18 protein-coding genes are annotated in these 20025 nt (G+C 57.4%); 12 read left to right on the top strand and 6 right to left on the bottom strand.

The genetic code is table 11. The features are described 5' to 3' along the window. Window positions 1-88: 88 nt before the first annotated feature. The gene (locus KJ624_08455) at window positions 89-619 is read right to left on the bottom strand and encodes a hypothetical protein (GenBank protein ID MBU2009847.1); all 531 of its coding nucleotides are present in this window, start codon (window positions 617-619) and stop codon (window positions 89-91) included. Window positions 620-878: 259 nt separating this feature from the next. Here KJ624_08455 and KJ624_08450 point away from each other — a divergent pair, with 259 nt between their 5' ends. Together KJ624_08450 and KJ624_08445 are read left to right on the top strand one after the other, a co-directional pair. Beyond that, entirely contained in the window at window positions 879-1541 is a 663-nt protein-coding gene (locus KJ624_08450; protein MBU2009846.1) for a response regulator transcription factor, read from the top strand. Further along, window positions 1538-3535, top strand: coding sequence for a PAS domain S-box protein (locus KJ624_08445; protein ID MBU2009845.1), 1998 nt, complete (start codon window positions 1538-1540; stop codon window positions 3533-3535). Before KJ624_08450 ends, KJ624_08445 begins: the two co-directional genes overlap by 4 nt. Before the next feature lie 311 nt (window positions 3536-3846). On the opposite strand, the gene KJ624_08440 is transcribed toward KJ624_08445, so the two are convergent. Then, complete coding sequence (locus KJ624_08440) at window positions 3847-4611, bottom strand: sigma-70 family RNA polymerase sigma factor (protein MBU2009844.1); 765 nt, start codon at window positions 4609-4611, stop codon at window positions 3847-3849. A gap of 143 nt (window positions 4612-4754) precedes the next feature. Here KJ624_08440 and KJ624_08435 point away from each other — a divergent pair, with 143 nt between their 5' ends. The 7 genes from KJ624_08435 to KJ624_08405 all read left to right on the top strand — a co-directional run bounded on the left by KJ624_08435 (window position 4755) and on the right by KJ624_08405 (window position 10349). After that, window positions 4755-5717, top strand: a complete 963-nt coding sequence (locus KJ624_08435; GenBank protein ID MBU2009843.1) for a recombinase zinc beta ribbon domain-containing protein — start codon at window positions 4755-4757, stop codon at window positions 5715-5717. Between the two features lie 67 nt (window positions 5718-5784). Beyond that, the gene (locus tag KJ624_08430) at window positions 5785-6927 is read left to right on the top strand and encodes a hypothetical protein (protein ID MBU2009842.1); all 1143 of its coding nucleotides are present in this window, start codon (window positions 5785-5787) and stop codon (window positions 6925-6927) included. Between the two features lie 591 nt (window positions 6928-7518). Then, complete coding sequence (phoU, locus tag KJ624_08425; protein ID MBU2009841.1) at window positions 7519-8490, top strand: phosphate signaling complex protein PhoU; 972 nt, start codon at window positions 7519-7521, stop codon at window positions 8488-8490. A gap of 64 nt (window positions 8491-8554) precedes the next feature. Continuing rightward, window positions 8555-8788, top strand: coding sequence for a hypothetical protein (locus tag KJ624_08420; protein ID MBU2009840.1), 234 nt, complete (start codon window positions 8555-8557; stop codon window positions 8786-8788). Window positions 8789-8998: 210 nt separating this feature from the next. After that, complete coding sequence (locus KJ624_08415; GenBank protein MBU2009839.1) at window positions 8999-9379, top strand: Asp23/Gls24 family envelope stress response protein; 381 nt, start codon at window positions 8999-9001, stop codon at window positions 9377-9379. Beyond that, window positions 9376-9753: an Asp23/Gls24 family envelope stress response protein gene (locus KJ624_08410; protein ID MBU2009838.1), complete on the top strand. Its 378-nt coding sequence runs from the start codon at window positions 9376-9378 to the stop codon at window positions 9751-9753. Before KJ624_08415 ends, KJ624_08410 begins: the two co-directional genes overlap by 4 nt. Window positions 9754-9782: 29 nt before the next feature. Then, on the top strand, window positions 9783-10349 hold the full coding sequence (locus KJ624_08405; GenBank protein ID MBU2009837.1) for an Asp23/Gls24 family envelope stress response protein: 567 nt from the start codon (window positions 9783-9785) through the stop codon (window positions 10347-10349). A 331-nt stretch (window positions 10350-10680) separates the two neighbouring features. On the opposite strand, the gene KJ624_08400 is transcribed toward KJ624_08405, so the two are convergent. After that, complete coding sequence (locus KJ624_08400; protein ID MBU2009836.1) at window positions 10681-11676, bottom strand: diacylglycerol kinase family lipid kinase; 996 nt, start codon at window positions 11674-11676, stop codon at window positions 10681-10683. A gap of 404 nt (window positions 11677-12080) precedes the next feature. Here KJ624_08400 and KJ624_08395 point away from each other — a divergent pair, with 404 nt between their 5' ends. The 3 genes from KJ624_08395 (at window position 12081) to KJ624_08385 (ending at window position 15885) form a co-directional block, all read left to right on the top strand. Further along, the gene (locus KJ624_08395; protein MBU2009835.1) at window positions 12081-12374 is read left to right on the top strand and encodes a hypothetical protein; all 294 of its coding nucleotides are present in this window, start codon (window positions 12081-12083) and stop codon (window positions 12372-12374) included. Next, window positions 12371-14425, top strand: a complete 2055-nt coding sequence (locus KJ624_08390) for a S8 family serine peptidase (protein MBU2009834.1) — start codon at window positions 12371-12373, stop codon at window positions 14423-14425. The genes KJ624_08395 and KJ624_08390 overlap by 4 nt, the downstream gene beginning before the upstream one ends. 755 nt (window positions 14426-15180) lie before the next feature. Continuing rightward, window positions 15181-15885: a GGDEF domain-containing protein gene (locus KJ624_08385; GenBank protein MBU2009833.1), complete on the top strand. Its 705-nt coding sequence runs from the start codon at window positions 15181-15183 to the stop codon at window positions 15883-15885. 20 nt (window positions 15886-15905) lie between these two features. On the opposite strand, the gene KJ624_08380 is transcribed toward KJ624_08385, so the two are convergent. The 3 genes from KJ624_08380 to KJ624_08370 form a co-directional block, all read right to left on the bottom strand. Beyond that, window positions 15906-16760: a hypothetical protein gene (locus tag KJ624_08380; protein MBU2009832.1), complete on the bottom strand. Its 855-nt coding sequence runs from the start codon at window positions 16758-16760 to the stop codon at window positions 15906-15908. Between the two features lie 115 nt (window positions 16761-16875). Then, the gene (locus KJ624_08375; GenBank protein ID MBU2009831.1) at window positions 16876-19062 is read right to left on the bottom strand and encodes an HD domain-containing protein; all 2187 of its coding nucleotides are present in this window, start codon (window positions 19060-19062) and stop codon (window positions 16876-16878) included. 173 nt (window positions 19063-19235) lie between these two features. Beyond that, window positions 19236-20025: polyprenyl synthetase family protein (locus KJ624_08370; protein ID MBU2009830.1), on the bottom strand; the 790-nt coding region annotated here is incomplete at its 5' end.

Here is a 20025-nt window from a genome sequence, read left to right as displayed (position 1 = left end):
CTCCCTTCCTTCCCAGAAGCCCTCGTACATCTCCCAAAGCAGTTCCTTTTCCCTCACAGCCGCTTCCCTCCGCCCAAGGCTCTCCCTGTCACCTCTGCCTCGTGGTTTCTTCCGCCTCTTTTACTGCCTCTTCCGCCTCAGGGGCCGCAGCGACCCGCTTGCTGAAGACCCGCACCCTGGTGGCAGTCACCTTCCTGGCCCCGGCCGCTACCTCAGCAGGGTAGGTGCCCGCAGGGGTTTCTACAACCTGGGGTACCTGCTGCCTTCTCGCGGCTCGTCTTGCCTGCCAGGCCTCAGTGCCCGCTTCTGCCTTTTCGCGGATGAAGGACACCGCTGCGGCAGCGCCCACTATTACCGTGGCGATGGCCAGGGCAACCACATAGATACCTGTGCCCAGCCAGCGCCAGGGCATCCTGCTATACTTCTGATAAAACCTTCTCACGGCCTTGCCTCCTTCCCCCAGGGCCTCAGCGCCTGCCTCAACCTTCTCGCCGAGGTAGAACGCAGCCCCGGTCATGCCCACTATGCCCGTGGCAACCCCCAGGGCGCCCACATAGGCTCCCGTACCGAGCCACTGCCGGGGCATCCACTCCCTTTGTGTCCGGTAAATCTCTCTCATGGCCTTGCCTCCTCAGCTACTCTTCTTATCCCAAGAGTATTTAACCACAAGAAACCGTTCGCCACATTGTCCATAAAGCCGATTTCTTGCCGCTATTTCTGCGTAAGGGTTGTCGCCTAAGCATTAGGCGAGCCCCCTCGCCCAATGCCTACGCCAAATGGCGTAGTGCTGCCGTCCCACGGTGGTCCCTAGAACCTTATTCATTATTCATTGACCGGAGGGGCGGATTGGGGTTAGACTTGTATTGGAAGGTGAGAGCATGGGCAAGATCAGGATTCTGCTTGCTGAAGACCATGTGGTGGTGAGGGAAGGCACACGCCAGCTCCTGGAACGGGAAGATGACCTGGAGGTGGTCGGTGAGGCGGGAGACGGTGAGGAGGCGATAAGGCTGGCCCGGGAGCTGAAGCCCGATGTGGTTGTCATGGATATCTCTATGCCGAAAGTAAGCGGCGTTGAAGCCACCAGAGAAATCAAGGCTGCGTTGCCAGCCACAGCAGTGCTAATCCTTACGGCCTATGACTATGATGAGTTCATATTTTCCCTGCTGGACGCCGGCGCCGGCGGCTACCTGCTGAAGAGTGTAAGCGGTGATGAGCTGGTCCAGGCCATCCGTGGCCTTCACAGTGGGGAGTCGGTGCTGCACCCTGCCGTGCTCCGCAAGATGCTCGCCTACTCCAAGTCCAGAGCCACCAGCACTGAGGAGCGCCCCACTGAGACTCTCACCCAGCGGGAGATGGAGGTGCTCCGAATAGCAGCCCGGGGCAGGGCCAACAAGGATATTGCCAGGGAGCTTGTGATGAGCGTGCGCACTGTTCAGGCCCATTTAAGCAACATCTTCAATAAGCTGGGGGTTGGGTCCCGCACTGAAGCTGTAGTCTACTGCCTGAAGAAGGGTTGGCTGAGACCGGAAGAGTTGCCGTGAAGGCAAGGGCTCGCCTGAAACAGATTGCAGGTAGCCCACATTTCTGGGTGAACCTGGCGATTCTGGCATTCCTCACCCTCCTTCACTATATTGAACAGATAGGTCTTGAAGGGGTATCCTCGCCCAGTCTTCACTTTGGACTGACCCGTCATTCCGTGGACCGTATCCTGTTTCTGGTGCCTATCGTCTATACTTGCTACGTATTTGGGTTTGTTGCCGGTCTCGCTGCTATCTTCGTCAGCATTGTCATTATGCTGCCGCGGGCCATTTCCCTCTCCCCTGTTCCTTATGATGCCTTACTTGAAACCCTTGGGGTCACGCTCGTAGGTGTCCTTGCCTGCCAATGGCTCAGGGTGAGGGAAAGGGAACGGGACCAGTACCAGAGCGCCCTGGACCAGCTTCAAAATACCCACGAGCAGCTTCAGCGCTATGTTAGAATCGCCAGGAGCGACCAGAAAAGGCTTGCCAGCCTCAATGCCCTCTCCGCCGTGCTCACCCGGAGCTTCGAGCTCAAGGAAACCCTCAAAAGGGCCATTGACCTGGTGATGGATATGCTGGAGCTGGAAGTGATGTTGATATTCTCTCTAGAAGAAGAAGCTCGCGAGCTGGTGCTCCTGGCCTACGAGGGGGTTTCTGAGGAGTTCGCCGCAGAGGTAGGCAAGGTGAAGGTAGGCGAAGGCTTCTACGGGAGGGTGGCTGAGACAGGCGAACCCATCATGGTGGAGGATGAGGCCTACGATTCCAAAGATGCCAGCGCGGCGGTGAAGCAGATGAAGATACAGGCCCAGCTCATTGCGCCTCTGACCGTCGGTGAGCGCGTCGTGGGTGTCCTCTGTGCGGGCAACCGCCGGCCTCGCGCGTTTGGGGAAGTGGAGGTGGACCTGCTTGGCGCCATTGGCGGTCAAATGGGCATCGCCATTGAAAACGCCCGACTGTATGAACGGGAGCGCTCAGCCACGCAGCGGGCCCTGGCCTCGGAGAGGCGGTACCGAGAGATATTTGAGAATGCCAACGATGCCATCTGGGTCCACGACCTCCGAGGCGACATCATAGCAACCAACAGAGCGATGTCAAAGCTCACGGGATACGACGTTGAAGAACTGATGAGAATGAATGTGAGGACTTTCCTTTCAAAGGAAAGCCTCGACCTGGCAGGACGCATCAGGCGCAAGCTCTTTGAAGGGGAAACCGTGGAACAAATCTATGAACAGCGGCTGGTTAGAAGGGATGGAACGGAAGCAATCTTGCAGCTGACAACCAATCTTATCACAGAAGACGGGAAGCCAAAGGGGTTCCAGCATATTGCCAGGGATGTGACCGCTGAACGCAGGATGCAGGACAACCTGCGTTTCTATCTCGGGCAGATTGTCAAGGCTCAAGAGGAGGAGCGGAAACGCATCGCCAGAGAGCTTCACGACGATACGGCTCAGGTCCTCTATGCCGTTTCACGGCAATTGGACAACTTCTTGCGCCAGGAGGAGGGCTTGCCCAACGACTTCGCCAGCTTCTTGCTACGGCTGCAACAGCAGGTCAACCAGGGCGTGGAGGGGATGCGCCGCTTCAGTCAGGACCTCCGGCCCCCCATGATTGACGAGCTGGGCCTGGTTCCAGCCCTACGCTGGCTGGCTGGTGAAACAGAAAAACAGTATCAAATCAAGGTGGAGATGGGGGTCCTGGGCAGCGAACGACGTCTTACAGCGGATGCGGAACTGCTCATCTTTCGCATTGTTCAGGAGGCACTGAGAAACGCTGGCAGGCACGCCCAGGCCTCCAGAGTGCAGCTGACTGCAGAATTTGGCGAAGGGAAGACAAGGGTCTCGGTTGTTGACGACGGCAAGGGTTTCAAACTCCCAGAGCAGGTGGGCGACCTGACCCATGCCGGGAAGCTTGGTCTCGCCGGAATAGCAGAAAGGGTGCGGCTACTTGGGGGTGACTTCAGTCTTAAATCAGAGTTAGGCCAAGGGACAGCAATAGAAATAGAAGTGCCACTCTGACGCTCGGCAGTTTCTGGTCAGAGTCTCAGGGTGCGGTCTTGCTAATCCCCGCAGCACAGAGCTAGAATCCCACTCCCAGGGCGTCCTTGCCGGCGCATCTCTTCCAGGGTTGCAGGAGGTGGATGTCCCAAAGTCAATTTGCAGGTCCAGCACGGGCAGTCCCCTGCAACGAAACGACAGGACATAAAGTTTTGGAGCGCTCCGAAACTGGCCGAGGCCCCGACTCCCCGAGGCAGAGTACACTCCCCTCCGAGAAACCCCGTTTTCCAGCTTTGAAGACCGCGGTGGGGCGGGGGGTGGCCCCCGCCAACTCACCAGGTCAGGGGGATCAGCCACCGCTTCCCGACCCGCTGGGCGCCCGGGACCTTGCCCTGGCGGCACAGGCGGATGGCGTGCACCCGGCTGAGGTGCAGCTTTTGGGCCAGCTCACCGGTGGTGATGAAGGCGGGTTCGGGGGTCGGCGCCGGCTCCTCTTCCCATAGGGGCCGCGCTTTGTGCCGGATGACGGTGATGATGGTGTTGACCCGGGTCTGACCGAGTCCCAGCCTGGCCTCGATCTCCTCCCGTGTGTAGCCCTGGAGCCGCAGCTCCAGGACCTCCCGCTGTCGGAGGGTGAGGCGGTCCCGGAGGTCGCGGTAGAGCACGCTGGCCAGGGCCACCTCCTCTGTCGGGCTGGGCAGCTCCCCGTGGTGCCGGCGCCGGATGAGGCTCCCCTCTATGCTCTCCCAGCCCGCTTCGTCCTCCATCAGGGCGTCCAGGCTGGCCACCTGCCAGGTGCGCTGCCGCTCCCGGGGCAGGGGCCGGTCCACTGACTTCCCTCGCTCCAGGGCATCCCGGGCTGCGTGGTCGGCAACATCCTTCAGGTAGCTCGCAGGGGCGTCGGGGCGTTCCCGGAGAGCCCGCCAGAGGGCGAGCGCGGCTTCCTGTGCCAGGTCCTCGGCCAGAGCCCCGTCCCGTCCGAGCCGGCGGGCCCAGCGGCGGCCGGTGGCACGGATGAGGGGCAGGAACGCCTCCAGGCGTGCCGCTGCGCCGTCGCCCCCGGCCTGGACAGGGGACCGGGTTAGTATGGTGGTCATGCTGATGGACAAAAACAAAAGCCAGCCCGTTAGCTCCCTAGCTGGCCAGGTATTCTGCTACGGCCCGTTGACAGCGGGCGAAGACGCTTTCTTCAAGCTCCCTGGGGAGCTTGCCTTTCTTGTAGCGCACCAGCATCCGCAAGTTGCCACCCATCCGGGTTGAGGACGCTTGGCCCGCAATCATAGACAGGGAGACCTTTGAGGCGGTAAAGAAGAGGCTTGCCGACCGCGGGCCCAGGATTGTCCACCCACGCCGGACGTCGAGCCGCTATCTGCTGAGCGGTCTGGCGCGGTGCGGCCACTGCGGCAAGGCCCTTGTGGGGCAGGACGCCAAGGGCGGGAAGTTCGCCTACTACGTCTGCGGCACGCTGCTCAAGAAGGGTCCGAAGATGTGCCCCACGAAGTATCTGCCCGCTCCCAAGTTCGAGGGGCTGGTCATCGACAAGATTAAGGAGCGCATCCTTACCGAGGAGAACCTCAGGGAACTGGTGCGCTTGGTCAATGAGGAAATGGATGCCGCGAGTGCGGAGTACCGCGGCAGGCTAGAAACGGTGGCTGCCGAGATTGCCGATGTCAACCAGCGCCTGGAGCGGCTTTACGATGCTCTGGAGACAGGCAAGCTGACCATGGACGACCTCTCACCGCGGATACAGCAACTCAGGGAAAGGCAAAAGCAACTGAATGCGGCGAAGTGGGAGCTGGAGGCCCTGCTGGCCGACCGCCACCTTGAACTGGCCGACGAAGAGACAGTGAGGCGGTTCGTCGAGGACCTGAGGGCTCTCCTGGGCGAGAGCCCGCTCACCGAGAGGAGAGCGTTCATCCGAAGCTTCGTGAGGGAGGTCAAAGTGACAGGTGACCAGGTAATGGTGACTTACACGATACCGATGCCGCCGAAGGGACTGACTGAGGAGGGGGTATCAGTTCCCCGTATTGTACAATATGGTGGGCGGTGCCGCACGGTAGGTAGAACTTTCAGCTTCATCTTCAATCTCCACGGCATGCAAACATGTAAGAGACGTAACGAAGGGACAAGCATTGAGGCCGGAGAGGGAAGATCTGGGATTCAAAAAGGCGTTCAAATCACCTGTTCAATTGAACGGAGTTGAACGGACAGTGTTCAATTCTCCAATCTGGTTGAACCGTGTTGAACGTCGGAAAAGGAGGTGACCGTACATGAAGGGAACAGACATCTTGAAGTGGGGCGTCCTCGCGTGGCTTGGCTATGCCATGCTAAGAGAGTTAGGCCAGCCGACAAGTGACTCTAACCACAATGGCTATCCTGACCTTCCTCCGACGAGGCCGGGAGAATACAGCCCCATGACCTGGCCAGTGCCCTGGCGGGTGCAAATGCCTCAAGCGCTTGCAGCCCCTCTAGTTCCTCAAGTCTCCTCCCCCACGCGTAGCAACGTCGCCAACATGGACCTGGCAAACATCTTTGAGAAAGCCATCAACGAGACGTTTGGAGGATCTACACTGGTCGGCTTGATCTCTCCGCAACCGAAGCTGTGTCCGGTCCCTCAGGCTATTGAAGAGTGCAAGTGGCTGAAGCTCATCCGCCACCCTTCGATTGTTTTGATCTTGGGTGGAAGAGGGAAAGGAAAGAGCACTCTTGGCTACCGGTTGCTTGAGCATCTTCGCTGGATAGCTAGCGTCTATGTTGTTGGCCTTCCTAGAGATGCCTCCAAGTATCTGCCCAATTGGGTGGGGATAGCAGTCAAACTGGAAGATGTCCCGCCCGACTCTGTTGTCCTGGTGGATGAAGGTTATCTCGCATTCCATGCCAGGCGCAGTATGACGGCCGACAGCGTGGAAATGTCTCGAATCGTCAACCTCAGCCGGCAACGAAATCAGACTATGATCTTCGTTTCACAGGAAGCCAGACAGGTGGATAAGAACATAGCCAGCTCAGCCAATGTGATAGTGTTCAAAGACATGAGTGCTATGCAGCTTGAGTTTGACAGACGGGAACTGAGCAAGATTGCAGCCAATGCCAAGGAAGCCTTTGCCGGAGTCAATTCAGCCGACAAGAAGAAGTGGGCTTACGTCTATGCCCCGGATAGCGACTTCGCTGGGCTAGTGGAGAACTCCCTGCCATCATTCTGGAGCGAGAGAGTAAGCCACATCTTTGCCACCGGGGGAGAGGTAACCGCCAGAGCACCGGAGAGAACGCCGCTTAGCCAGCGGATTGAGAAGGCCAAGCAGCTCAGACAAGAGGGACTATCACTGGGGCAGATAGCCAGGCAAATGGGGGTATCCAAGGGGACTATAAAGAACTGGTTGGAGGATTATCCGTACAGGCATAAGCCCGGGCAGTAAGTCTGAAGATGGTCATATCACAACATTGCTGCAGACTCGTCGTGGTCCTCCGCTATGGGTTCACCTCAATGCACTATTTGAAGCGCGTCGCCGGAAGATGAAGAGCTGCCTCATGAGACTTTCTGTCCTGTTGTTGAGCTGGATAATTGACTCCTATCAGTCTGCCATCGATGCACCCGCAAAGGCGAGAGTGAGCCTTGCTTGGCTCAGAGAGGGGGCATATAGCAGAGGGCACGCTCGATGAGGGCGAGAAGCATTCAGGGTCCGACGGCCTGCGGCTGCGGGCTGGCAATGTGGAGCGTCTCCTCCTGAAGATGTATGACTACCTTTTTGAGCTCTACCCTCCACGCTTCCCCGCTATCCTGGAAAGCACCCTATCAGACCAAGGAATCGAAGCAATAGACGGGCCGGTCCTGCAGCAGTTTCAAACCAGTGCTTTTCCGACAAGTTCATGGCTGGTAAGCCCGTGAGGCAGCCACGGAAGCGGCTACCTCTGAAGCTTGCAGTTTCGTTTTTGCCAGGCTTGTTGCTCAGCGGGTATAATGTCTAGGCATTCCGGGCCAGCATAACAATACGCGTAGGCAGGTCGTAGTGAAGTTGCCAAGATTGGGTGTCAATCTTTACAAGGTCGTCTTTGGCGTCGGTTTTTCGTTGCTTTGGGCCAAGGTCATGTATACAATCTGGCGCCAACCTTCCTTCATAACCTTCGTATGGTTCTATCTTGGCCTAGGGAGCTTACTGCTGAAATGGGTGTTCTTCGAGATCATAGACCGCATCCATATGAAGTTGATGGTTAGGGGGGTAAGAAGGGAACTGGAAGAATCCTATACGCGGGTTCGCCAACCAGGTATGAGTGAGTATCAGGGCAAGGACCGACAGGCGGCGGTCATCAAGATGCCCGAGGTGGACCTGGAAGAGAAGCTGCGAGAGCTTGAAAACGGTGTGTTGTCTTTGGCAGACATGGCAGAAAGGGCCATTGAGCGGTCTGTGGAATGCCTTCAGAGGAGGGATATGGCACTTGCCGCCGAGATAGTCAAGGATGACAGGCGGCTGGATTACAGGGCATTTGGAATCCGGGAAGGGTGTATGCGCGTCATCGCCACTAGCTTTCTCAAGATTGAGGATTTGCGAATGATAGTTGCCGTGCTTGGCATTATCACCGAGTTGGAGCGTATCGGTGACTATGCCGAAGGCATTGCCAATATCACCTTGATGATAGGCGAGCAGCCGCTCTTACAGCTGCCGATGGACGTGTCTCGAATGGCCGGCAGAGGGCTAGAGATGCTTCGGGGGAGCGTCGAATCCTTCAAGGAGAGAGATGTGGAGAAGGCTAAACGAATATATCGTTTGGACGACGACGTGGATGCATTGTACGATAGCGTTTTCCGTGAATTGCTCCTTTCTATGGTCCAGGACCGAAAGGTCATTACGCAGGCTACCCGGCTCGTATGGGTGGCACACAATCTGGAGCGATTTGCTGACAGGGTAACCAATATTTGCGAGTGGGTCATCTATCGTGTAACCGGGGAAATGGTCGACATGGCGCATCAAGACCCCCCATAGCGCCTAGCCCTCACGGCAGGCACAGTCTGGGGCGTCCTCTTGCGCAGCCTGTATCTCTCCCTGTTTGACTTCCTCCCTTCTGTGGACAGAGCTAGCCATTGCTGAACTGGTCAGCCGCGGTAAACCGCCGCAGGGGGGTTGTGCCCTCGAGGTTATCGCTGCCCTCAGCCTGACACCAGCCTTCTTCCTGGCCCACACTTCCTCCCTGGAAGGGGCAATCTTTCTCATCTTCCGGGCACCCCTTTTGCTTCTTGCCCTGGCTCTCGGAATATTCGTTGCCGTAGACCGCCTGCGCTGAGCCGGGGAGTGACCGACCCGGGTGTGGAGATGCGAGGGGAAAATACCAAGCGCCTGCCGGTCTCGGGTTTCTGTCCGTTGGTAAAGGCGACCCGGCGGATGTAACGGCCTCGTGGGACGAGGCCATGTCACCTGCCACGTTATTCCATGGGGGCTTGAACGAGCACAGGCTTGACAGGTAGCAGGGAATAGAGCTAAACTGGAAGGCAAGGTGGGCGGCAACATCATTATAGCGGACAAGGTCGTGGCAAGTATTGTCCATGTCGCTGCCGCAGAGATAGAAGGGGTCCATGGCCTGGGAGAAGCCTCCTTGGCAGGACGCCTGGCAGACGCCCTGGAGGACGCAGAGGAGAGAACCAAGGGGGTGAGGGTGAAGGTGGGCCAGGATGGGGTCTCCGTTGATCTGTCTCTGTCGGTTGTCTATGGCTATAGAATCCCCGAGGTGGCGGACCGGGTAAGACAGAATGTCGCCCAGGCGCTCCGGAGGCGTTGTAATCTGGCCACCAAGGTCGTAGACATCAATGTAGTGGGGCTCAAGCTAAAAGAGGGCGGCGGTGCCGCTGAACAAAGTCAAGACGGAGGTGAGCAGTGACGGAACAAGCTGTAGGGGGAAGCACCAACATCGCCGATGATGTGGTGGCGAACATCGCTGGAGTAGCTGCCCGGGAGGTGAAGGGGGTATCCAAGCTGGGGGCCAGTTCCATAAGGAGGTCCATAGTAGAGCGCTTGGGGGCGGGTGGTGCCAAGACCCCGGGTGTGGAGGTGGAAGTGGGGAAGAAAGAAGCCATGGTTGACCTGAGCATCACTGTCCTCTACGGTCACAACATCCCTGACGTAGCAGACAGGGTGAGAAAGAATGTGGCCGAGAGGCTGCAGAGCTTGTGCGGCCTCGTGGCCAAAGAGGTCAACTTGAACATCGTCGCAATTGATTTCCCTGAGCAGGCCCCGCACCCTAGGGTGGCGTAGAGCCCCCTTCCCGGTCAGAGAGCGGTCTGTTGGACACCTTACACCGGATGGCCGCCATTACGTTTGTCCTGCTGATAGCCACCGTGGCGGTGATTGTTCTTCTTGTGTCCGCCGGGATAGCTTCGGCAGATATATTGCCCGGGCAGGCCTTCAGCCACGAACTGGGTGTTCTGGCAGGCATGGGCGGCTCGCAACGGGCGGTGGCCGTGCTGATAGCAGCTGCTGTCTTGGTGGGCATGGCGGGCTATCTCTTTGCAGAGGCGAGGGTCTTGGGCTACTCCCCACCCATCACCATCTCGGAGGATGAGGCGGGAAACATCACCATTGAGCGTGAGAGCCTCTGTTTGTTGGCCGAGAGGGTGGGGGCGGAAATACCCGGTGTGCGGCGCATCCACTGTGGCGTGGGTCTTGGTGCTGATGGGCTCAGCTTCGCCTGCCATGTCTCGCTGGCCTTTGGAAGTCCTGTGCTGGAGGTAGGCCAGGAACTGCAACAGAGGATAAAGGCCTCGGTGGAGCAGTTCACCGGATTAGCCGTTGCCGGGATGACAGTGAAGGTGCGGTTCGAATCTGGCAAGGCTAGACGCCTAGCGAGCTGATAGACTGCGGGGCGGCAGTCCCGGGCCCGGAGAAAAGACAGGGCCTGAGGGACGATGCTATCGCTGACATCCCTGCCAGGTCTCCCTTCCCCCAGCCTTAGGGCCTGGTCAAAGTTCTACAATGCCATTGACTCGGCTCCCATCGTTGTACAGCCCTGGAGAGAACCGGAACCTGCAGGGCTGATTCCAAAGCCCACTCAGAGAGCGGAACCTTTGCGCCCAGTCCTTTGAGGTGGGCGACTAGGTCAGGCCGCCAAAGGTTCGACATCGGTCCAGTTAGGTGAGCCACCACGAATTCAAACTCGGTCATTAGACAGAAAGCCAGATTGTTCTAGCCAAGCAAGTTGCCAGGCACAATCTTCGGCACTATGACCTTCAATGATGAGGGTACTGTATAAATAGCGACAGGTGTCTTCGTAAAAGGCTCACCATCCAAATGGACTGGCAGTGAGCACGCTGACTCAATAACTATTTCACTGCACTGATAGTACTCTATCTTCGGGTCTCGGATATGTCTGTGCGAGAGCACGTTCAAGGCGTGCTGCACAAAGGTGAAGAAACCGTCTCCCTTGAAGACGCACACATCCAACTTTCCATCGTTCACACAAGCCTTAGCCCCAATCGACATCACTCCTCCATAAAGTTGAATATTGCTGACAACAATCAATGGCGTGCTGGTCTTTACCACCTCTCCATCCAGACTGAGGCGAACATCGGTGCTAGAGTATCGATAGCCTGACCTGATTGCAGTGAACACGTAAGCCCAAGAGCCTAATGCCCTTTTCTCTTTCAACGATATACTTTCCGTGACCGCTGCATCTAGCCCGATACCTGCCCACATTAAGAAGTGGCGACCAGAGAGCTCGCCCACATCTACTGCAACGGTGCGTCCTTCTACGAGCACTCGCGCAGCGTCCAATAGCACCTTTCGGTAGTAGTTGGCAGGTAACGGGCGTGCAATTCGTTCCTCCAGACCAGCAATCAGCTTGACCACTTTCGTGCCCGGAAGCATTGGGTTCAATGCTGGGATACCCATCTGCAATGCCCACGAGTTGGTCGTTCCCATAGGAAGCACCCCCAGTGCCACGTCGGTGTTCAATAATCCATTGGCCACCTCATTGACAGTGCCGTCGCCACCGGCCGCAATAACTACCTTGGCACCTCTACGGACAGCACGGTGGGCCAGCTCGGTCGCTTCGAACGGCTTGCTGGTTTCTCGCAACGCGACAGACCACCCGCAGCGACTCAACAAAGCAACTACATAATCAAGTTCACGCCTGACGACCACCTGTCCACCACAAGGATTGTAGATCAACTCCGCCTGCATTGAACTCTCATTCCTGTCTTGATCCTGTCCGTCTATGGAATCCTATCCCCTGAATTATAGTCTGTCAACTTCGAAATAGGGTGGCCGGGGCGCGTTATGCTTTGCCATACTCTGAACGAGCCCCGCCCAAGAATCTAACAATATCGTGAAATACTTGGCTGGGGCAAGGACACATTTGACGAAAACTAAGAATGTGCAGTCAGGGCAGACGCTGGGCGCTTGATGCAACGAAACTCGCATTTGTCACCTCAACTGGCCCTGAGAGTGAAGCTCTGCGCTCGTATGGCACCTCCTGCAACAATTCAGTCTTGCTCCCCATTCTGGTACCAGTTGCGAATGGGACTATCTTCTCTTGACACCCGCTCAGGGTGACCCCTATACTCGGGTCGGATGGCCCATGAACCATGGATAGTCTGGATGGCATCATAGACCGGGCAAAGAGGCACTTGGCCCAGACAGGACACGTCCCACAGGAGAAGGTGGCCTTGAAGCAAGTTGAAGCCGTAAGCTGGCCGGATACGAGCATCGGCTCCCCTCGGGCAGGCAGAGCGTATGCCCAAGTGGTGACTCCGGGCTACCGCTTGGTGCTTTCCGACGGCTTTTCAGACTTTGAATATCACACCGACGGCAAGGGGAGGGTTGTATTGCATCGGGTGATTGACCGAGCGGGTAGGATAACGGAAGGAGGTGTCCCGTGAAGCCGTTCCGAATTGGCCTGGCGCTCTCGCTGATTTTGAGCTTCTCCCTGTTTGTTGCGGCTCCCGCCGCCGGGCAGGATGCTCAGGGGTTTGCCCCCGACCGGGTCCTGGTCAAGTTCAAGGCTGGAACGGACGAGGCGACCCAGCGGGAGGTTCACGGCAGGTATGGCGGCGAGGTGGTGGACGAGATAAGGCAGCTCGGCGTGAAGGTGGTGAGAGTCCCCGCCGGCAAGGTCCCCGAGAAAGTGAATGCCTACCGAAGTGTAAGAGCAGTGGAATTTGCTGAGCCTGACTTTGTCGCCCAGGCTATTGAGGTGCCCAATGACCCCTATTTTGGCAGCCAGTGGGGCATGGCCAAGATTCAGGCCCCGGATGCCTGGGACATAAGCAGGGGCGACGGGATAAGAATCGCCATTCTGGACTCCGGCGTTGACCAGAACCATGAAGATCTGGCAGGCAAGATTGTTGACAACAGAAATTTCACTTCGAGTCGCACCGTTGATGACCTCTACGGTCATGGCACGCATGTGGCGGGCATTGCCGCTGCTGCCACCAATAATGGAATAGGCGTCGCTGGTGTTGGCTACAATGCTGTCATTATGAATGGAAAGGTTCTGGGCGATACTGGCTCGGGATACTATAGCTGGATTGCCAGCGGCATCACTTGGGCAGCGGACAACGGAGCGAAGGTGATCAATATGAGCCTGGGGGGCAGCTCGTCCTCCTCCACCCTGGAAGCCGCAGTGAGCTACGCTTGGAACAAGGGTGTGGTGCTGGCAGCAGCGGCGGGGAACGATAACAGCGTTGCCCCCCTGTATCCTGCCTACTATGCCAACTGCGTCGCCGTTGCCGCCACCGACCAGAGTGATGCTAAGGCCAGCTTCTCCAATTACGACAACAATTGGGTGGATGTGGCTGCCCCCGGGGTAGCCATCTACTCCACCCTGCCCAATCACAAAAACAGAATGGGGACCACAAACTATGGCTCGCTGAACGGCACCTCCATGGCGACCCCTTTTGTGGCAGGGCTGGCAGCCCTGGTCTGGGCAACCGGGTATGAGACCAACGGGAGTGTCCGAGAGCGTATAGAGAGCACGGCTGATCAGGCAGGCACTATGTGGTCTACCTACAGCATCAAGCGAATTAATGCCTACGCGGCAGTAATGCCCGCCGCCCCGGGCCCGGATAGCACCCCACCTGATACCACCATCCTGAGCGGTCCTGCCAGCGTCACTAGCAGCACCTCGGCAAACTTTGCCTGGACCGGCAGCGACAATGTGACGCCGGTGGGGGCCCTGGTCTACTCCTACCGCCTGGACGGGGGTGACTGGTCAGCCTGGGACCCGGCCACGGGCACCAGCTATACAGGCCTGAGCGAGGGAACGCACGCCTTTGGGGTCAAAGCCAGGGACGAGGCGGGCAATGAAGACTCCACTCCCGCCTCATGGACCTGGGTCATAGACACCACCCCACCGAGCATCTCGGGAGTGGGGGAAACGACGACCGCAACCACTGCCACTATTACCTGGACAACGGATGAGCCCGCTGACTCCACAGTGAACTATGGCCTGGATGCCAACTACGTCTCGTCAGTTTCCAATCCGACTTTGGTCATCAGCCACAGCATTACCCTGACCGGCCTCTCGCCGGCGACCAGTTATCACTACCAGGCGAGTTCCACGGACGCCGCCGGGAATTCGGCTTCATCAGAGGACCGTACCTTCACCACTGCCCAAGCGGCGACGATGAATGTAGGAAGCGTGAATGTGATATTGGTCAAGCAGGGGGTGAACTACACAGGTCAAGCTACAGTGACTATTGTTGCTAACGAGCAGCCTGTCCAGGGTACTGCCGTGTCTGGACAGTGGAGTGGGGCGACCGCAGACGCCGATTCTGGTGTCACTGACGCCAACGGCAGGGTGACACTTCTCTCTGACAAAGTACTCAAACCAGCCGGTGGCACAGGGTTCACCTTCACTGTCATTGACGTCATCCACCCCGACTTCGTCTGGGATGGGGTGCAGAAGAGCAGCAGTGCCACGGTGCCATAGCTCCAATTTCACCTACAAAATTACACAGAAAGGGGGTGCATCTTGCCCCCCCTTTCTGTGTTGCCAATGGCGGCCTTCTCACACAGCCCCGTGCGGGGTGTACCAACACTTGCAGGCCCCCCAGAAGGGCGGACTTTCACCTCATTGCCAATGCCAAGCAGACTAACCACACAAATTAGCGTATCGTTTGGCCCAGTCAGTGTCTAGCTTGCCCCGACCGGGGGCAGCCGGGCCCAGCCTAAGCACCCCCCGGCGGCGGGTGGTCGGGCCCACCTCAGATTGGGAGGCACTTGACCGGGGAGCCACTCGGGTCAACCGTAGTGTTTGGCAGATAGGAATATTGTTTTCGCCACCCTTAGGGCTTACAATAATTCAAGCGCCCTAGAAGCTCAGGGTAGCCGACTTCCGCACCTTCGGGCCCTGTAGCCAGTGTTGATCGGTGTATGCTGCCAGAAACACTACGTGCATCTCTCATGAGCCTGGGGTTAGAGGAACACCAACATGATCGCCAATGTGCTGAGAGCCAACAAGCAACTCATACTGGAGCGCTGGGCGGCGGAGCGAAAAAGACCCCGGCCAGTGAGAGACATGGGAGGGCAAGCGTACGGAAGATCCGAGCCAACACTGTGAACCTACTGGGGGCAGTCATCAGCGTCTTGGAGAGCCCAGACTCAGCTTCCCGCTTCAAGTGTCAAGCCATCGTCAACCGCGAGGCTAGCTACCTCGGCGAGCTACGCCAAGCCCAAGGTTTCCAATTGGCCGATGTGGTTGAGGACTACGTTTCGTTACGCAAAGTGATACTAGGACTTCTCACTGAGGAGGTGGGGATCAAAGATATTGAGGCCCGCGAGCTAGAATGGCTTGGGCTTGCGCTAGATGCCGCCTTGAAGGCCACTGTTCAAGCCTTTCATGAGGTTGACAGGGATGAGTTGCTGGAGCTCGCAAATCTGGACAGCCTCACTGGCCTGCCGAATAATAGCCATTTTTGGCTCAGGCTGGGGCAGGAAGTAGCAAGAGCCAGGCGTTACCGGCATGCCCTAGCCGTGCTTATGATTGATATTGATGACTTCAAGCAGTTCAATGACGCACATGGTCACCTGTGTGGAGACCTGGTGTTGAAAAACCTTGCTACAGTTGTGGCCAGCGCTCTGAGAACAGCTGATGTGGTGGCTCGCTATGGTGGCGAGGAATTTGCTGTGATCCTACCAGAGACCGATGCCCCTGGAGCCAGGATGGCTGCCGAGAGGGTCCGGCAGGCGGTGGCTGCTCATTCGGTTGTTGGCAGCGATGGACGCCAATACTCGCTGACTGTGAGTATCGGCTGTGCCGCCTATCAGGGCAATACCATGACAGCCAAAGACCTGGTTGAGGCAGCCGATTGGGCCATGTACACAGCAAAGAAGATGGGTAAGAATTGTTGCTTTGTTTGGTTGCCCAAGTCGGGTGAAGCTCATGGCTAGCTTCAGCAAGCCTCGTTCGTCTAAGGTTGCCTTGATTGATATTTTGCCAGTGCCTCCATTGCTACCGCCGTGGTCAGGGCCCGGGAACCGTAGTAGTAGCCCTGCGGGCCTTCAAAGAAGCACGCCAGGGGCCAGCCTCCGTCCCTTTCCTGAATCTCCACCAATCTGCCCACAGCCTTCTCCAGCCTATGAGGCTCAGTGCCGCAGTTCACCAGAGTGGCCACTGCCAGAGCAGCGTCTAGCGGAGACCCAAATCCTGGATCAGACTCTTGGGCGGAGCGCACATACCAAGACAATCTATCCAGCAGCTTTGCCAGCCTTTGGGCCCTGCCATCCACCACGGCACGGCTCAGGCAATATGTGAATGCAAAAGGAGAGGGATAATACTTGCTTCCCCCTGTGAAGAGGTCCCGCGCAACCACCTCTTCTAGATACGCCTCCACCTCGGGTAGCTGATGTCCCAGGCTGGAGAAGAAGAACAGGACGTTGGCATTGACCACCCAGTCTATGTCGTTCTGAAGGGGCACAATGCCCGGGTCTGTGTCCAGAACGAAGGTGAAAAATGCTCCTCCATCCAGGCGATAGCCAAGAAGCCGCCGAATGAAGAGATCGTAGTCTAGCGTCACATTCCATTTTCCAAACGATGCCAGAACACAGCAAATGCTATCAATATCGGGCGGAACCTTTGGCGAAGCCAGACCGCGCCAGAGGCCATCCCGCCCCTGCTCCTTCAGGATAAAATTGATGGTCTTGCTCCCTACAGCTTTAGCCGGAGCACAGTTCCGCAGCAGTGCAAGAGCGTGAAGGACGAAGGAAGCGGTAAAAACAGAGGTTACGGGGATGGCACGGGCCATATTCTCGTGCCGCGCTAGCATGGTCACGAATCCCCCGGAGGGTAGCTGATCCTCAGCTAGAAAATTGAGACCTCTGCTCAAGGTGAGGCTGATTGCAGATTGGGGCGTCACGGCAGACAGCGCGCCCTCCGCTTTCTCAACTCGCAGGAGCCTGGCCGTTTTCCTGGGCAGCTAACACCTTTATGAAAGCTTCTACTATTCGCGAGTCCCATTGTGTCCCTGCACCCCGTTTCAGCCTCTCCAGGGCTTCTGCCGCTGAATAGGCTGGCCTGTAAGGGCGCGGGCTCACCATTGCCTCATAAGCATCAGCAACGGCAAGTATTCGTGCTCCGAGAGGAATCTCCTCTCCCCGGAGACCCTTGGGATAGCCGGCGCCATCATACCACTCGTGATGAGCCTCAATAATGGGCAAGATGTCCTGCAAGAACTCCAAAGAACTCAGGATTTGCACCGACCGCACGGGATGAAGCCGGATCTCCGCCATTTCCTGAGGGTCAAGGATGCCTGACTTCAATAGCACGCCGTCGGGGGTCCCTATCTTTCCGAGGTCGTGGAGTTCTGCGGCCAGCTCCAGGGAGTCCAGCTCATCTTTGGCCAGCCTTAGCTCAGAACCCACCAGGCGAGCAAAATTGGCGACACGTGCCGAGTGGCCCTGGGTGTAAGCGTCCCGGGTCTCTAGTGCCTTGGTCAGGGCTCTGCCTATCTGGAGGTAGGCCTCGCGCAATGTGGCAGTCGTTCTCTCCAGGGAGGAGGCATAATCTTGGAGACGAGTATTCAACCTCTCGAGCTCCTGGCCTCTTGCTATGGCCTCCTCCTTGAGCTCGATATTTTCCAGACCAGCGGAAGCATGACGTGAGAAGGTGAACAGGAGCGAAACATCCTGGGCCGTGTAGTCAGCTCGAGATATCTTGCGACCAAGAAATAGCATTCCTAGTAGCTTGGCCCTGCTCCTCAGTGGTACGATGAAGGCGGCCCCGGAGTCAGCTGGGGCTGGATTGGGGAAAAGATTGTCCTCCCGGAGGCTAGACTCAGACAGGAGGCCGAGAGCCTGGGTCTGCTGAGCCGCGTAGCTACCGGAGGCAAATGTGGCCCCGATCCGCCCGTTCCGGTCGAGAACAAACAGGAGTGCGCCTTCTAGCCCCAGGGTCCTAGACACCCTTTCCACCAAGAAGTGGCCAAGACTGCGGAAATCCGGAATAAGGGAGATGCCCCCAGTTATCTCTCCCATGGCAGCTGCATAGTCGTATCTATCCCTGTAGAATGCTTGGTCAACAAACTTGCGAATTCTTTCCTTGGCCGGGTTGAAGAAGAGGACTGCTGCTACACTGATGGCCACGACGGCCGCAAGTCGCCCCCTTTCGGTAAGTTCTGGAAAGAGCCAGAAGACCAGAAAGGTCAGAGAGAGGTACCCAGCGAGCACCAGGACGGCTGCGCCTGCATAGACCGTTCCGCGCTGGATAACAGCATCAACGTCTAATAGCTGCTTTTGCAGCAGAGCATATGCGAAGGAAACTAGCATGATGCTCGTGGCCAGGAGGGCCAGGGAGGCCGGCACCAACTCGCGATCAAGGGCGATTTCCGGGATAGCAGTCAATAGAACGAACGGCAACAGTCCAGCTGTGGCGCCCAGAAGGGCGATCTTCATCTGTTGCCTGGCCCTCACCAATGGTGAGGTTGCATAGCTGTGTATGACATTAACAATAGCAAGCAGCAAAGCGAGGACGGTAGCGGCCAGGATTGCGGACCTGAAGGAGGGGTAGAATACGGCTTCTTCTCTACCTCCAAGGAAGAAGGCGGCAAGAAGAAGTGCCGACGGGGCGTATATCAGGAACAATAGCCGGGGGTGCCTCTCCAACAACATCTTCTTCTCAGGAAAGACAAGACTGAAGTGCAGGAGAACCCAGGGGGTGCTGATAAAGACCACGGTCTGTGCCTCCCATGCACCCTGTACACTTCTTTCTGTGCCAAAGTAGGAGGACACCAGCACGGCTGCCATCGCACAGAACAGCCCAAATAGCATGGTCGCCGCCCTACCGGGCTTCTTCCAGACAGCGGTTATTCCTGATGCAAGAAAGGACAGGCACAACAGGAAAAGGCTCACCAACTCTAGCTGCGTGCGGAGAGGCGGCTGAACTCCGTAGACAGAGATAGACTTGAGCCTGCCCTCTGCGTCAACCCACTGGAGTTGTTGAATCATGCGGGACCTGATGATGCTTCCTTTGCTAACTGGTTCCTCCATTAAGCTGTATTTGATTGGCACGGCGATATCACCCAGCTCAATGCCGGCGTTCTTCGCTAGGCCCGCGCTGTCGATTCGGCTCACTACCCAAACCTCACCTTGCCTTATCAGGTCCACACCTATGTATGACCGATTGCCAGAAGCGACGAAGAAGGTGGTTGCTAAGACGAAAGAGGCAAGCAAAGGTGCGGCAAAAAGGACGCGAACCCCTACCCAAGAGGTGAAGGAAGAACTCTGCCGAGTTGTCAGCGCGACCTTCATGGGAGGTCCGCGAGAGCTATGAGATTCTCCTTATTATGTCCTGCTAGGCTGGGGTGCGTCAATGCATCTAGTGCCTTCTTCCTGTACAGCTCTGATACTGCCAGGGAGTAGTGTACTCCTCCTAGCCGAAGCACGGTCTGGCGGATTCCTTCAATGGTATCCGTCGAAAGAGTGCCCGGCCCAGAATACGCCTCTTTCAAGAACCTCCGATCAGCGCCTCTAGCCTGGGCGAAGGCAAAGATGATGGGGAGCGTTTTCTTCTTTCTCGCAATGTCTCTGGCTGCTTCTGCTGGTGACTGGAAGGCCATGGCGTCGTTTTTTATTTGGGCGGCCACGCCCAGATTGCGCCCGAAGGCACTGTATCGGGCCACAAATTTCTTGCTTGCGGCAGCCGCCAACGCTCCCAAATAGCAACAGCACTCAATCACGGAGGCTGACTTTTCCCTCACCATCGCAAGGTACCGCTGCTGGGAAACCCGATCCTGCCGTTCAAAAGTAAGGTCCTTGTGCTGCCCTGCGAGCGAACGCAACATGAAATGGTTGATAGCTTGGAGGGCGGACCGAGCGACGTGACGTCCCAAACTTTGTTCCAGACGTAACGCAGCCTGCTGACTGAGCACCATCAATCCGGCCGCGAGGTTCACAGCTACAGGACTGCCCCACTTCCTCCACCAGACATCGGTGTCGTCGTCTTCTATTTCGTCGAAGGTGTCCGCTGATACCCACAGGAGCTCGACTGCTGCGGCAGCAACGCCCGCTTGGTCATAGCGGCCGGAAATTGCCTCG

The sequence above is a fragment of the Chloroflexota bacterium genome (assembly GCA_018825785.1).
Taxonomy (GTDB): Bacteria; Chloroflexota; Dehalococcoidia; order JACVQG01; family JAHKAY01; genus JAHKAY01.
Note: the sequence above shows the minus strand (reverse complement) of the source record. Positions and strands in the feature narration are given on the sequence as shown.

Coding starts and splice junctions, on each gene's coding strand:
- KJ624_08455 (MBU2009847.1), bottom strand. CDS start 619: ATGAGAGAGATTTACCGGACACAAAGGGAGTGGATGCCCCGGCAGTGG.
- KJ624_08450 (MBU2009846.1), top strand. CDS start 879: ATGGGCAAGATCAGGATTCTGCTTGCTGAAGACCATGTGGTGGTGAGG.
- KJ624_08440 (MBU2009844.1), bottom strand. CDS start 4,611: ATGACCACCATACTAACCCGGTCCCCTGTCCAGGCCGGGGGCGACGGC.
- KJ624_08430 (MBU2009842.1), top strand. CDS start 5,785: ATGAAGGGAACAGACATCTTGAAGTGGGGCGTCCTCGCGTGGCTTGGC.
- KJ624_08400 (MBU2009836.1), bottom strand. CDS start 11,676: ATGCAGGCGGAGTTGATCTACAATCCTTGTGGTGGACAGGTGGTCGTC.
- KJ624_08395 (MBU2009835.1), top strand. CDS start 12,081: ATGGATAGTCTGGATGGCATCATAGACCGGGCAAAGAGGCACTTGGCC.
- KJ624_08380 (MBU2009832.1), bottom strand. CDS start 16,760: ATGCTAGCGCGGCACGAGAATATGGCCCGTGCCATCCCCGTAACCTCT.